The organism is Nannocystis bainbridge (assembly GCF_028368995.1).
GTDB lineage: Bacteria > Myxococcota_A > Polyangia > Nannocystales > Nannocystaceae > Nannocystis > Nannocystis bainbridge.
Genome location: NZ_JAQNDL010000005.1, coordinates 72501 through 86555, shown reverse-complemented (window position 1 = coordinate 86555; position 14055 = coordinate 72501). Strand labels below are relative to the sequence as shown.

Genomic DNA, 14055 nt, shown 5'->3' with positions numbered 1-14055 from the left:
TCGTAGAGTAAACAGACTGGAGCCGGACGGGCCAGCAGCGAAGGCGCGCCTGCGTCGCGCAGGCCACAGAGGTCCACGCCTGTGCCGTGGATCGTGGGCCGTGGCGCGCTCCGACGAATGTGCGATGCTGCGGTGGCATGCAGACGCGATTGACCTGGATTGCTGCGGGCGTGTGGGTGACGGCGTGTGGTCCTCTACCCCCGCAGGGCGACACCGCGGGCGAGCAGACTTCGACTTCTTCGCCGGGTTCGTCGATGGGAGATCCGACCGAGCCGGGGACGACGGCGCCGACGTCGTCGACGAGCGAGACCAGCGGGACGTCGGGCCCGCCCCCGGAGTGCCAGTCCGACGGCGATTGCGACGGTTTCTGCGAGTATTGCGTCGAGGGCGAGTGCTACGACGCGGTCGGTTGTTGCCGGGAGGTGCCGCTCCCGGGCGGCGATCTGGCGCTGCGCTGTCAGGGCTACGAATGCTACGGCGACGAGGATTGCTACGACGGCGACGAATGCCAGGGGTCGCCCGGCTGGTGCGCGCCGATCGAGGCGATTCCGCTGTGCGAGCGGCTGCCGCTGACGCCGTCGAAGGTGGTGCTGCAGGGGCGGGCGGAGGCGCTGGCGCTGGCCGACCTCGACGGTGACGCGGCGCTCGACCTGGTGGTGGTGCTGCCCGAGCAAGGGCAGGTCGAGGTGCTGCTCGGCGACGGGCTCGGGGGCTTCGCGCCGGGTGGCCTGTTCCCGACCGAGCTGGATCCGGGCATGCAGCGGCTGGCGATCGCGGACTTCGACGGCGACGGCTCGCTGGACCTGGCGGTGTCGCTGGCGGCGCCGGTCAGCCCGCTGAGCCTCCTGTTCGGCAAGGACGCCGTGTTCGCGGCGCCGGTCCAGGGCTCGCTGGGCAACGCGCCGCGGCAGCTGTGGAGCGGCGATTTCGACGGCGACGGGCGGCCCGACCTGCTGGCGCGCGGCGACGACGATCCGGACACGCGGCTGGCGCTGCACCTGGGCGACGGCGTGGGCGGCTTCGGGGCGGCGTTCGGGGCGGTGATGCTCGGGACGACGAAATTCGAGGCGACGGTCGGGCCGGTCGGCGGCGATCAGGCGCGGCTCGACGTGCTGCTCACCGGCTGGAACGGGCCGCAGGTCGATGTCCGCGAGTTCGTCGACGGAGAGGGGCTGGCGCTGCGGGAGGAGCTGCTCGGCCCGGGGCTGGTGGCGCTGACGAGCGTGGTCGCCGGTGACTTCGACGGCGACGGGCAGATCGACGTGCTCGGGCACCGCGAGGCGCAGGGCAAGCACCTGCTCTCGCGGTGGTCGCAAGGGCTGCCGCAGTCGGAGCTGCGGGTCGAAGGGCCGGTGCTGCTCGGACCCGTCGCCGACGTCGACGGCGACGGGGCCGGCGATCTGGTCACCGGGTCGACAGACGCGGTGCGGGTGATCTTCGTCGCCGGGGGTCAGGGTCCGTGCGTGCAGAGCCACGCGGTGGCCGGCGGCGCGGCGCCCGAGCTGCTGGCGGCCGGCGACTTCGACGGCGACGGCAAGGCGGACGTGATCGCCGGCGGGCCGGAGCAGACTGCGGTGGCGCTGCTGCGGTCCGGTCCGTAAGGACATGTCTATCGAGACATGTCATGGAGGGCATGGCCGATCGGGCCTGTCCTCGGGGGCATGTCTCTTGGAGTAGGTGCGAAAGACCAGGTCCCACAGGGGGCTCGAGATGCCGAAGTCGAGCCCGCGGTCGGCGAAGTGGTGGCGCAGGTGGCGGCGGCGCAGGGCCCGGCCGAGGGCGGTGCGCGGGCGGCCGTGGTGCGCGAGGTGGTGGGCCCGCTCGTAGGCGAGATAGCCGAGCAGGGTGCCGGCGAGCAGCGGCCAGCGGGCGTCAGGGCCGGCGATCAGGCCGTAGAGGCCGAGCAGCAGCAGGGCCAGGCCGCCGCTGTAGAGCGGGGTGGCGACCAGGCGGTCGCGGTCGTTCGGGGCGACGTGGTGGTGGCGGTGGACGATGAAGCTGGTGACGCGCCGCGCGGGGGTGGTGGGGGCGAGGTGGAAGAAGCCGCGGTGCAGCCAGTACTCGACGAAGGTCCACACCAGCCAGCCGACGGCGAGCAGCAGGAGCAGCCGCGGAGGGTCGTGCGCGGCTGTCCCGAAGGCCAGGCAAGCGGCGATCGGGCCGGCCCACAGCAGATAAGGGCTGGCTGGGTGGGCCCGCGTCAGGCGCTCGTACAGCGGGCGGTGGAAGAAGCGCGGGGACCTGGCCTTGGGGTCAGGTTCGGCCTCGGGCCCGAGCGCGGCGTCCAGCAGCGCGTCGGTGAGGACCGGGTGGCGCGCCACGGGCTACTCCGCGACCGGGGTCCGGTGGACGCGCCAGAACTCGCCGAGCACGACGGCGGCGGCGCAGGCGACGTTGAGGCTGTCGAGCGCGCCGGTGCCGGGGATGTGGACGACGTCGTCGGCCATGTTGACGAGGGCCGGCGCGAGCCCGTCGGCCTCGGCGCCGAGCATGACGATCGAGCGCGGCGGCAGCGGGGCGCTGTAGAGCGAGCGCTTGGCCCGGGCGGCGGTGGCGATCAGGCGGAAGCCGGCCCGGCGCGCGACGACCAGCGGGCCGGTGCCGTCGGCGACGGGCACGACGTCGACGAACTCGGCGCCGCCCTCGGCGGTGCGCAGCATGGCCGGCGAGGCGTGCGTCTCGAGGCCGCCAGCGAGCACGGCGTCGACGTCGAAGTGGGCGCACACGCGGACGATGGCGCCGAGGTTGTGCGGGTTGCCGACGCCGCCGAGGTAGAGGAGGCAGCGCGGGCGGGTCGGGTCGCGCCGCTGCAGCGCGCCCTGGAGGCCGATCGCGGGGCGCTCGCGGGCGATGAAGCAGATGCCCTCGTGGTGCACCGATTGGGTGATGCGCTCGAGCTCGTCGTTCTCGACCACGTGGTAGGCGATCCGGCGCTCGGCGCAGCGCTTGAGGACGGCGCCGAACACGGACAGGCGCGACGGGTGGACGTAGACACGACGGACGTCATCGGGGCGACGGGCGGCGAGCGCCAGGCAGGCGTTGACGCCGCAGACCTTCATCTCGGGCGTGATCGGGGCGGCAGCCCTGGGGCTTCGGAGGTCGCGTTGCATGCGGGCGCCGGAGGTATAGCAGGCGGGCGCCGGCGCTCCGGCGCGCACGCTCGTGAGCCCGGCCCCGATCAGCCGGTGCGCGGGGCCAGGCGGCCCTGGACGACCCCGTACTGCCGCTCGAGCTCGCCGAACAGCACGGGGGCGTGCAGGAGGTCGCCGGCGCGGCTCTTGGACTCGAGGGCGGCGGCGATGGCGTGGAGGCTCATCAGCCGCAGGCCGCCCGAGCTGCCCTTGAGGCTGTGCGCGGCCTCTCGCACGCCGTCGTGGTCGCCGTCGGCGATGGCCACGCGCAGGCGCTCCATCAGCTCGTCGGCCTCGCGCAAGAACAGGGCCGCGATCTCGTCGGCCGTGGCGGCCCCCAGCAGGTCGCGCAGCTGGCGGTAACCGGCCGCGGCCTCGCGCTCGATCTCGGTCGGCGTCGCCACCAGCGACGGGTCGAGCTGCGGCGGCGGCGGCGGGATTTCGATCGGCCGCCGCGACCGCTCGAGCGCGGCCCGCAGCTCGCGGATCTGGATCGGCTTACTGACGTAGTCGTCCATGCCGGCGGCCAGGCAGGCCTCGCGGTCGCTGTCCATGGCGTTGGCGGTCATGGCGACGATGCGCGGCTGCGGGCCGCCGCTGCGGCGGATCAGCCGGGTCGCCTCGAGGCCGTCCATCTCCGGCATCTGCACGTCCATCAGGACGATGTCGTAGGAGTGGCGGCTGATCGCGTCGAGCGCCTCGATGCCGTGGAAGGCGCAGTCGGCCCGGTAGCCGAACCGCTCGAGCATCAGCAGCATGAGCTTTTGGTTGGTGGCGTTGTCCTCGGCGACGAGGATCCGCAGCGGCAGGCGCTCGGCGAGGGTCGGGTCGAACTCGGACGCGCCGAGCTCGATGCGCGGGCTCGGCTGGGCGTCGGCGTCGCCGAGCGCGCTGGCCAGCGCGGCCAGCAGCGAGGCGCCCTTGATCGGCTTGCTGACCAATGCGTCATGTTCTTCGAGACCTGTCTTGAAAGACCGCCTCGCCATCGGCGCGAGCAGGATCACCGGGACATGGGCGCCGCGCAGGGCCTCGAGCAGCTCCTTGTAGTGCTCGTCGGGCAGCAGGGTGTCGACGACGGCGACGTCGACCGCGACCTCGCGCAGGCCGGCCAGCGCCTCGGCGGCGCTGGCGAAGGCGAGCGTCTGCAGGCCCCAGGCGTGGGCGTGGCCGGCGAGCAGGCGCCGCTGCGGGCCGCTGGCGTCGACGAGCAGCAGCTGCTTGCCGCGGAAGCGGCCGTCGTGGTCGGCGACGATCACCTGGGCCGAGGGCTCGCTGGCGGCGTCGATGGTGAAGTAGAAGGTCGAGCCGCGATCGACCTCGCTGACGGCCCACATGGTGCCGCCGAGCATCTCGGCCAGGCGCTTGCTGATCGCCAGGCCGAGGCCGGTGCCGCCGAAGCGCCGCGTGGTCGAGCTGTCGAGCTGGCTGAAGCTCTGGAACAGGCGGTCCATGCGGTCGGCGCGGATGCCGATGCCGGTGTCCTCGACGGCGAACAGCAGGCCGTAGCGCGGCGGGCCGTCGTTCGGGCGCCGCACGCCGCGGACGCTGACGTCGAGGCTGATGTCGCCGTGGGCGGTGAACTTGACGGCGTTGCTGAGGAGGTTGAGGAGGATCTGGCGCAGCCGGGTGGAGTCGGTGACGAGGCGGCGCGGGACGTCGGCGGCGATCGAGACGGCGATGTTGAGCGGCTTGTCGCCGAGCTTGCTGGCGGCGACGAGGTCGACCACGCCCTCGATGAACTCCTGCAGGCTGAAGGCCTCGCTCTCGAGCTCGAGCTTGTTGGCCTCGATCTTGGAGAAGTCGAGGATGTCGTTGATGATCGTCAGCAGCGACTCGCACGAGGAGCGCAGGGTGTCGACGAAGTCGCGCTGCTCGACGCTCAACGGGGTGTCGAGGAGGAGCCCGGTCATGCCGATGATGGCGTTCATCGGCGTGCGGATCTCGTGGCTCATGTTGGCGAGGAAGGTGCCCTTGGCGGCGTTGGCGGCCTCGGCGGCCTCCTTGGCGGTGGCCAGCGCCTGCTGGGCCCGCTTGCGCTCGGTGATGTCGGTGACGCTGGCGCGCACGAGGTTGCGGCCGCTCGCCGGCATGCGCACCAGCCGGACCTCGCACGGGATGTCGTGGCCGGCGCCGTTGCGGTGGTACCACTCGAACACCGGCGCCTCGCCGGCCATGGCCGCGAGCACGTGCTCCTGCGCGCCCTCGAGCGAGTTGCGGCCGTCGGGCTGGATCGGCGGGCTCATGATCCCGGGGCCGACGAACAGCAGCTCCTCGCGCGAGAGGCCGTAGAGCCGGGTGGCGTTGGCGTTGGGATCGACGAACAGGCCGGTGTCGGCGTCGACGACGAGGATGGCGTCGGGGGCGTACTCGAACAGGGTCCGGAACCGCTCCTCGCTCTCGCGCAGCGCGGCCTCGGCCTTGCGCCGCTCGGCCAGCTCCTGGCGCGCGGTGATGTAGAGGCCGGCGTTGACGACGCTGATCGCCAGGAGCCCCGCGAACGGGGTCATCTCGGCCAGCGTCATGGCGTCGACGGCCGACAGGCCGGTGAGGCCGCCGACGACCATCACGCCGAGCCGACGGTCGTGGGTCTCGACCGGGGTGAGGGCGAGGCCCATCGAGCTCTCGTGATCGGGCGGGACCAACATGGCCTGCCCGGAGCTCCACACCTCCATCACCGGGCCGTCGCGCTCGATGTTCTCGCCGAGCGAAAGGATCACCGCGCTGGCGCCGGCGATCGCCCGCAGGCCCTCGGGCTGGGCGAGGTAGAAGGCCGCGCCGCTGCCGTCGAAGAACTGCTCGGCGTGCCACAAGATCGAGCCGACCAGGGCCGGCAGGTCGACCTGCTCGCCGAGGCCCCGGCGGATGTCGTGCATCGCTGCGAGGTAGTGGTCACGCCACGGCAATGCGAACTCTCGTGTGCCCCTGCGCCGTCATCGCCGGTTGCTGAGGCCAGGTGTACCAAATGTCGCCGCGACCACGCGCAGCGTCGCGCGCGCCAAACAGCCCGTGGGTCGCTTCCATACGCCGTTCTTTCGCCTCACCCCAGCAGCGCGTGCGGGGAGATCTCCGGGACAGGATCGAGCCCACAAGGGCGCGCAGGCCCCGCTGCGCGTCGTTCGGGCCGCAGTCCGGCGATGCGGACCGGACGCCGCCCGAATCGCGACCGCGAACCGGGGCGCCGATGTGGCGGGCGCGCAGTCCCCGGGCGCGGAGCTCGGGCGGCCGCCGAGGGAGCGGGCTCGGCGGAGCGGCTCGAACGGACATGTCGGATCGGGCATGCCCTTCGCAACATGTCCTCACGGGCATGTGCTCTCGGACATGCTCCCAGCGGCATGTCCTGGCGGACAGGTCAGCCCGGGCGGCTGTCGAGGGCCTGGCGGACGCGGGCGGCCAGGGCCTCGAAGCTGGCGGACACGACCACGCCCTCGCCGCCGGCCTGGCGCGACAGGACCATCACGCGCAGCTCGGGCTGGGCCTTCTGCAGCGCGCGGGAGGCCTCGCCGGGGCCGGCCGACAGCTCGGACGAGACCAGCGCCAGGGCCAGCGGCGGCCGGGTCTGGCGCTGCTGGGCCAGCGCCTCGTCGAGGTGCTCGGCGATGTGGACGGTGTAGCCGAGCTGGCGCAGCACGGCGGCCACGGCCCCGCGCAGGTGCAGGTCGTCGTCGAGGATGAGCACCGACTCGACGCCGCGGGTGTCGGCGGCGGGGGTCGGGTCGATGGCGCGCGGGAGGCTGAACACCCGCGGCAGCACGACCTCGATCGCCAGCGAGTCGGAGCCGGCGCGGTAGCTCGACTCGTCGCGGTTGAGCCGGAGGGCGCCGCCGCCGTGGCGAGCGATGGTCTGGGCGAGGACCAGGCGGGCCCGCAAGGTCTCGCTCATGTCGGCGCCGCCAGGGTCGATCGGGTAGGCGAGGAAGCGGATCCGGACGTACTCGCCAGCAGGCAGGCCGAACGCGAGCGAGCGCTCGATGCCCAGCGTCTGCGGGGCGACGTCGAGCGCCAGCTTGGCACCCTGGGGCATGTACGAGCGGACATGGCGGACGACGGACACGACCATCAGCTCGAGCTGGCGCGGGTCGACGCGGACGGCGATGCGCAGGCCCTCGACCGGGAGCTCGAGCGCGAGGCCGTCGCCGAGGACGCGGCCGAGCAGGTTGCCCATGCGGGCGATCAGCGAGGCGGGGGCGACGTCGACCGGGTCGGCGAGCTGGCGGCGGGCGAAGGCGGCGAGCTGGCGCACGAGGTCGCCGGCGTTGCGGGCGGCGCTGCGGACCCGCTCGTCGTCGGCGAGGTTCTCGATCTCGGCCAGCGGGGTCCGGAGGTCGGCGGTCATGGCCGCGGCCAGCCGCGCGACCGCGCCGGTCCGCTCGGCGTGGCGCAGCATCGCCGCGGCTTGCAGGCGATCGGTGATGTCCTCGCTGACGACGATCACGCCCGAGGGCTTGCCGTCGCTGCCGGTCAGCGGGATCCGGCTGACGGCGAGCCACTGCTCGCGGCCGGCGGCGACCTGGGTCGCCTCGATGCGGGCGAGCTGCGGGCGGCCGCTCTGCAGCACTTCGCGCTCGTGTCGCCGCGCGACCTCGCCGCCGTCGCACAGCTCGGGGCGCAGGACCAACTCGCGGTCGCTGCGGCCGGCCAGCTGGGCGCCGGTCAGGCCGGCCGCGCGGGCGAACGCGCGGTTGGCCCCGCGGTAGCGCAGGCGGCTGTCCTTCCAGGCGATGCGCTGCGGCAGGTGGTCGAGGACGGCGGCGGTCTCGTCGATGCGCACGAGCGCGGCGGCGAGGGCCGCGGCCAGGGCGCTGGCCGCATGGGCATGTCCTTCGGACCAGGTGAAGCGCTGGCCGAAGGCGGCGAACAGGAGCACGCCGACCAGGCCGTCGCCGCGCGCGGGGGCGGCCAGCAGGGCCGGGGCGCCGAACAGTCGCAGCGGCTTGAGCTCGGGCGGCGACACCTCGCCGGCCGGGGCGCTGACGACCCGACCCTCGGCGAAGGCGTCGAGCCAGCGCGGGGGCAGCCGCAGCTCGTCGCCCCGCGGGGCCCCGCGCTCGCGCATCCACACGCCGCGCGGGGCGAAGCCGAGTCCGCTGGGCTCGAGGAAGGCGGCGAAGTCGAAGCCCTGCGGCTCGGCGAAGGCCGCGAGCGCCCGCTCGGCCGCGCCCGCGCCAGGGAGCAGGAGGCTCCGTAAGGCCGCGGCGAGGGCAGGCAGGCAGCGTTCGTCGCCGGGGTCGGGCATCGGGAGGTGACAGTGTATCAGGGCCGGAGGTCGAGTAACTTGTCACGACATGATCGGCCTGCCGCACGCGCTGCTCCTCGACCTCGACGGGACCCTCGTCCGCAGCGAACACATCCACACCGAGGGGCTGGTCCGCTTCTGCGCGGGCCGCGGGCTCGTGCTCAGCGAGTCCGAACGACTGTTCGTGATCGGCCACGCGTGGCAGGAGATCTACGCAGAACTGCGGTTGGAAGCGCGCCTGGGAACCACCCTGGCCGAAGTCCTCGCCGGGACGATGGCGGCGAAGGACGCGATGTTCGCGGCCGGGTTGAGGCTTCCCGTCCTCGATGGCGCGCGCGAGCTGGTCGCTCTGGCCCACGCCGCGGGCATGGCGGTGGCGATCGTGAGCGGGTCGGCACGCCCGGAGATCGTGCAGGCGCTGGCAGTGCTCGAGGTCGGGGAGCTGCTGCGCTTCTACGTCGGCGCCGAGGACGTGCGCCACGGGAAGCCGTCGCCGGAGGGCTACGCGCTGGCCGCCGAGCGACTCGGCGCGGCGCCGGAGCGCTGCCTCGTGGTCGAGGACAGCGAGGCCGGGATCGCGGCCGGGCTCGCGGCCGGGATGCGCGTGCTGGCGACGGCGGCGGCCAACCCGCCGGAGGGCCAGCCGGGGCACCAGCGGCAGCACGCGGCCCATCGCGTGGTCCCCGGCCTCGCCGGCCTGCAGCTCGCCGACCTCGCGGCGGTGATGCAGCCGTGAGCGCGCCGGTCCTCGTGCTGATGCCCGACGCCGAGGCGCGGGTCGACCTCGCCCGCCCGGTGCTCGGCACCACCACCGCGTCGCGCCTCGCCGACGCCGCCCGCCGCGCCGGCTTCGCCGAGGTGCTCCTGGCCCCGGGGACATGTTCGATCGTACATGGCGCGAGGGTCGTGTCGTCAGGGGAACCGATCGCTGCCCCGGCGTTGCTGGCGTTCGAGAGCGCGGTGATCGCCGAGCCGTTGCTGCGCGCGCTGGCCGAGCAGCCGCTCGCGGCCGACGAGGGTTACTCGCTCGGCGACGGGCTCGGACGTCCGAGTGCGTGGTTCACCGGTCACCTCGCGTGCGTGCCGGCCGAGCTGCCGATCGCGGAGGAGCTGCCTTGGCCGGCCGCGCGCGGGCCCGCAGATCTCGCGCGCTTCGTGTATCGCGAAGATCGGCCGCGGCTCGAGGCTGTGATCTGGAGCGATCGCGGCGACGCTGTCGAGGGCGCCGCGGGCGCTTCGGGGTGGCTGCGCGCGATCGTGAGTCGGCTGGCCGACAGCGGTCGTCCGCTGGGTCAGATCGAGCTCGCGGCGACGGTGATGGCGGTCCTCGCCGGGCCTGCCGCTCTGCTCGGTGGCCGGCTCGGGATCGTCCTCGGGGCCGCGCTGCTCTGCATCGGGGTGCAGCTCGCGGCCGTCGTGCCCGCGCTCGCGCGACTGGTCCGCGGGCGTGGGGGCGCGGCCGACGTGCAGTGGCTCGCGCCCGCGGTGCGACCGTTCGGGCACGCGGCCTACGTCGCCGCGTTGACCTACGCGCTGGTCGCCGAAGCGGGTCGCTCGAGCGTCGCCGGCCTGGTGCTGCTCGGCTGCGGCGCCTTCGCGGCGTTCCTGTCGCTGGCCCACGCGCGCGACGTGTTGCGCGGCGAGCGACCGCGCTTCGAATTGCCGAGCGCCGACGCGTTCGCGGCGCGACTCGGCGCGAGTCTGCCGGCGTGGTCGCACAGCGACGTCCGCGTCGAGATCGTCGCGCTGGCGCTGGCCGTCACGGGCGCGCCTGGCCTGCCCTGGGGCGTGCTCGTCGGCGCCACGCTCGCGCGGCTGTGGCGGTGGTTCATCGCGCCGAGCGGGTGAGCGAGCCCTCACGGGACGAGGCCGACCGATCGGACTCGTTGGAGACACACACATCGGTCATCAAGTCGCGCCGCGCGGTGCCGCGGGGGGCAGCGCACGCGCGGTGTTTGACCCCACCTGGCCCGGATGCTAGGTTTGCCGCCAGGCTCCTTCATGGCACGCAAGATCCCGCTTCTCCCGCTCCGCGAGCTCATCGTCTTCCCGCACGAGGTCGTGCCGCTCTTCGTCGGGCGCGAGAAGTCGATCAACGCCCTCGAAGAGGCCATGGCCAGCGACCGGAGCATCCTGCTCTGCGCGCAGAAGAAGGCCAAGGTCAACGATCCCCGGCCTGACGGCATCCATACCTTCGGCACGATCGGCAGCATCATCCAGCTGCTGCGTCTGCCCGACGGCACCGTCAAGGTGCTGGTCGAGGGCAAGAGCCGGGCGAAGATCGGGCGCTACATCGACCACGACAAGTACTTCCTGGTCGAGGTCGACGTCGTCGAGCCGAGCGCCGTGACCGTCGAGGAGGAGCCCGAGCTAGCGGCGCTGATGCGCTCGGTGCAGGCGACCTTCGAGAACTACGTCAAGCTCAACAAGCGCGTGCCGCCGGAGCTGGCCGCGAGCGTGGCGAGCATCGACAACCCGTCGCGCATGGCCGACACGATCGCCGCGCACGTCAACTTCAAGCTGTCGGCCAAGCAAGAGCTGCTCGAGACCGAGTCGGTCCGGGCGCGCCTGGAGAAGCTCTACGAGCTGATGCAGAACGAGATCGAGATTCTCCAGGTAGAGAAGAAGATCCGGACGCGCGTCAAGAAGCAGATGGAGAAGAACCAGAAGGAGTACTACCTCAACGAGCAGATGCAGGCGATCCAGAAGGAGCTCGGCTCGCAAGACGAGTTCAAGAACGAGATCGCGGAGCTCGAGGAGAAGGTGCGCCGCAAGAAGATGTCGGCCGAGGCGACCGACCGGCTCAAGAAGGAGCTGCGCAAGCTCAAGATGATGAGCCCGATGAGCGCCGAGGCGACGGTCGTGCGCAACTACATCGACACCGTGCTGGCGCTGCCGTGGGACGAGCGCACCGTCGAGAAGCTCGACGTCGACGAGGCCGAGAAGATCCTCGACCAGGACCACTACGGGCTCGAGAAGCCGAAGGAGCGCATCATCGAGTACCTCGCGGTGCGCTCGCTGGTGCCGAAGCTCAAGGGCCCGATCCTGTGCCTCGTCGGCCCGCCCGGCGTCGGCAAGACCTCGCTGGCCAAGAGCGTCGCGCGAGCGACCAACCGCAAGTTCGTCCGCGTGTCGCTCGGCGGCGTGCGCGACGAGGCCGAGATCCGCGGCCACCGGCGCACCTACATCGGCGCGATGCCGGGCAAGATCATCCAGGGCCTGCGCAAGGCCGGCTCCGCCAACCCGGTGTTCCTGCTCGACGAGATCGACAAAATCTCGATGGACTTCCGCGGCGACCCGTCGGCGGCGATGCTCGAGGTCCTCGACCCCGAGCAGAACCAGGCCTTCGTCGACCACTTCCTCGACCTCGACTACGACCTCAGCGACGTGCTGTTCCTGTGCACCGCGAACTCGCTGCACTCGATCCCGCTGCCGCTGCAGGACCGCATGGAGATCATCGAGCTCACGGGCTACACGGACGAGGAGAAGGGCAAGATTTGCCGCCAGTACCTCATCCCGAAGCAGCTCGAGGCCAACGGCCTGTCGACGGTCGAGGTCACGTTCACCGACCAGGCGGTCGGCGAGCTCATCCATCACTACACGAAGGAAGCCGGGGTCCGTAACCTCGAGCGCGCCGTCGGCTCGGTGCTCCGCAAGCTGGCCCGCGAGTTCATCAAGGAGGGCAAGAAGAAGAAGGCGTACAAGGTCGACGTACGCATGGTCCAGCGCCTCCTGGGGCCGCAGAAGTTCCGCTACAACGTCGCCGAGACCAACGACCAGATCGGCATGACGAACGGCCTGGCGGTGACGATCTTCGGCGGCGACCTGCTGCCCGCCGAGGTCACGGTGTCGGCCGGCAAGGGCAAGGTGACGCTGACCGGCAAGCTCGGCGAGGTCATGCAGGAGTCGGCCCAGGCGGCGGTCACCTACGTCCGTTCGCGCTCGCTGTCGTTCGGCCTCGAGCCCGACTTCTACGAGCACATCGACTTCCACGTCCACTTCCCCGAGGGCGCGGTGCCCAAGGACGGCCCCTCGGCGGGCGTCACGATCGTCACCTCGCTGGTCAGCGCGCTGCTGCAGGTGCCCGTGCGCAAGGACGTGGCGATGACGGGCGAGATCAACCTGCGCGGCAAGGTGCTGCCGATCGGCGGGCTCAAGGACAAGCTGCTCGCGGCCTTCCGCGGCGGCATGAAGACGGTCATCTGCCCGCGCGACAACGAGAAGGACCTCCAGGACGTGCCGAAGAACGTGCTCAAGGCGCTGGAGATCAAGCTCGCCGACACGATCGACGACGTGCTCCGCGCGGCCCTTTCGATGCCGCCGGAAGACCACCCGAACGCGCCGTTCCGCAAGTTCATGTCGGGCGAGCTCGTCGCCGGCCCGGCCGACTGGCGCGCGGTGGCGCAGTACCTCGACGAGCGCCGCCGCAAGGACCGCGCCGCCCACGAGAGCGAGCACGGGCCGCACTGAGGCGCCAAGGCGCTGAAACGAGGAGCCGTCGGGGCGCGAGTCCCGGCGGCTTCGCCGTTCAGGAGAGCAAGCACGGGCCGCGCGGAGGCGCGGAGCCGTCGAGACGCGAGTCCCGGCGGGCTTCGCTGTTCATGACGCGAGCACGGGCAGAGTTGCTGAGCGAGTCCCGGCGGGCTTCGCTGTTCATGACGCGAGCACGGGCAGAGTTGCTGAGCGAGTCCCGGCGGCTTCGCTGTTCACGAGGCGAGCACGGGCGCAGCCGCTGAACGAGGAGCCGTCGGGACGCGAGTCCCGGCCGCTTCGCTGTTCGTGAAGCAAGCACGCGCCGCGTGCGAGGCAGCGGGGCGAGCTCCCGAGATGCGCGTCCCGCCGGCTCGCCGTTCGGGCTTGCGGGGAACAAGTCCTCGACGCGCGAGGGCGCCGGCGTGACATGTGTCATCGGACATGTCGCAAGAGGCATTGACAGCCATGTCTCCTCGGACATGTCCGTTGCGCCTCTTCCAGGCCGGCGTGCGCGACGAGACTCGAGGACCTGGCGAAAAGAACAGGGCGGGCCGTCACGTCGGCCCGGCTCGCTGCACCCGCGAGCCCAGGCAAAAACATGGCCGCAAGGACCTGTCGCAAGGCGCAGGTCCCGGCGGCCATGTCCGGAAGGTCAGCTCACTTCTTGGCGCGCTCGAACGTGACCTTGTTGATCTTCACGTCGTCGAGCGGGCGGTCGGCGCGGGTCTTGACCTTGCTGATCTCGATCGCGTTCTTGCTGTCGCACTTGCCGAACACCGCGTGCTTGTTGTCGAGGTGCGGGGTGGCCGCGACGGTGACGAAGAACTGCGAGCTGCCGGTGTTGGGGCCGCGGTTGGCCATCGACAGGATGCCGGCGCCGGTGTGGCGCAGCGTCTTGTCGAACTCGTCGACGATGAGGAAGCCGGGGCCGCCGGTGCCGGTGCCGAGCGGGTCACCGCCCTGCAGCATGAAGCCGGGGATCACGCGGTGGAACAGGGTGCCGTCGTAGAAGTTGCCCGTCTTCCAGGTGTCGTCCTTCTTGACGTAGTAGGGCCGCACGCCGCGGGCGAGGCCGACGAAGTTGGCGACCGTCTTGGGCACCTGGTCCTCGAACAACTCGCAGCGGATCGGGCCCATCGTGGTGTCGAGGGTGGCGAACAGCTTGCCCTTCGACTTGTCGACGAGCGCCTCGTCGCCAGCGAGCGCCTGCTCGAGGGT

9 protein-coding genes (1 of these 9 cut by a window edge) are annotated in these 14055 nt (G+C 72.0%); 4 read left to right on the top strand and 5 right to left on the bottom strand.

The annotated features are described in order from the left end of the window. Positions 1-137: 137 nt before the first annotated feature. A complete protein-coding gene (locus tag POL25_RS40725; protein ID WP_272091822.1) occupies positions 138-1601 on the top strand; it encodes an FG-GAP repeat domain-containing protein in 1464 nt (487 codons plus the stop codon). 21 nt (positions 1602-1622) lie between these two features. Here the strand turns inward: POL25_RS40725 and POL25_RS40720 are convergent, their stop codons facing one another. From POL25_RS40720 to POL25_RS40705, 4 genes are all read right to left on the bottom strand, one after another. Further along, on the bottom strand, positions 1623-2321 hold the full coding sequence (locus POL25_RS40720; RefSeq protein ID WP_272091821.1) for a sterol desaturase family protein: 699 nt from the start codon (positions 2319-2321) through the stop codon (positions 1623-1625). Positions 2322-2324: 3 nt separating this feature from the next. Then, positions 2325-3110, bottom strand: coding sequence for a TrmH family RNA methyltransferase (locus POL25_RS40715; RefSeq protein WP_272091820.1), 786 nt, complete (start codon positions 3108-3110; stop codon positions 2325-2327). A gap of 68 nt (positions 3111-3178) precedes the next feature. Next, a complete protein-coding gene (locus tag POL25_RS40710; protein WP_272091819.1) occupies positions 3179-6004 on the bottom strand; it encodes a PAS domain-containing hybrid sensor histidine kinase/response regulator in 2826 nt (941 codons plus the stop codon). Positions 6005-6480: 476 nt separating this feature from the next. Next, complete coding sequence (locus POL25_RS40705) at positions 6481-8364, bottom strand: PAS domain-containing hybrid sensor histidine kinase/response regulator family protein (protein ID WP_272091818.1); 1884 nt, start codon at positions 8362-8364, stop codon at positions 6481-6483. Between the two features lie 49 nt (positions 8365-8413). Here POL25_RS40705 and POL25_RS40700 point away from each other — a divergent pair, with 49 nt between their 5' ends. The 3 genes from POL25_RS40700 (at position 8414) to lon (ending at position 12834) form a co-directional block, all read left to right on the top strand. Continuing rightward, entirely contained in the window at positions 8414-9100 is a 687-nt protein-coding gene (locus POL25_RS40700) for an HAD family hydrolase (RefSeq protein ID WP_272091817.1), read from the top strand. Next, positions 9097-10212, top strand: a complete 1116-nt coding sequence (locus POL25_RS40695) for a hypothetical protein (protein WP_272091816.1) — start codon at positions 9097-9099, stop codon at positions 10210-10212. Before POL25_RS40700 ends, POL25_RS40695 begins: the two co-directional genes overlap by 4 nt. A gap of 153 nt (positions 10213-10365) precedes the next feature. After that, positions 10366-12834: an endopeptidase La gene (lon, locus tag POL25_RS40690; protein WP_272091815.1), complete on the top strand. Its 2469-nt coding sequence runs from the start codon at positions 10366-10368 to the stop codon at positions 12832-12834. 660 nt (positions 12835-13494) lie between these two features. Here the strand turns inward: lon and POL25_RS40685 are convergent. Continuing rightward, positions 13495-14055: the 3' portion of a peptidylprolyl isomerase gene (locus POL25_RS40685; protein WP_272091814.1), read on the bottom strand. The gene runs 309 nt beyond the window's last position; 561 of the gene's 870 nt are visible here — the last part of the coding sequence; its start codon lies beyond the right edge, outside the window; it ends in the stop codon at positions 13495-13497.

What these genes read in the sequence shown, in the direction of transcription:
- POL25_RS40710 (WP_272091819.1), bottom strand. Translation starts at nt 6,004, where the DNA reads ATGCACGACATCCGCCGGGGCCTCGGCGAGCAGGTCGACCTGCCGGCC.
- POL25_RS40705 (WP_272091818.1), bottom strand. Translation starts at nt 8,364, where the DNA reads ATGCCCGACCCCGGCGACGAACGCTGCCTGCCTGCCCTCGCCGCGGCC.
- POL25_RS40700 (WP_272091817.1), top strand. Translation starts at nt 8,414, where the DNA reads ATGATCGGCCTGCCGCACGCGCTGCTCCTCGACCTCGACGGGACCCTC.
- POL25_RS40715 (WP_272091820.1), bottom strand. Translation starts at nt 3,110, where the DNA reads ATGCAACGCGACCTCCGAAGCCCCAGGGCTGCCGCCCCGATCACGCCC.
- lon (WP_272091815.1), top strand. Translation starts at nt 10,366, where the DNA reads ATGGCACGCAAGATCCCGCTTCTCCCGCTCCGCGAGCTCATCGTCTTC.
- POL25_RS40725 (WP_272091822.1), top strand. Translation starts at nt 138, where the DNA reads ATGCAGACGCGATTGACCTGGATTGCTGCGGGCGTGTGGGTGACGGCG.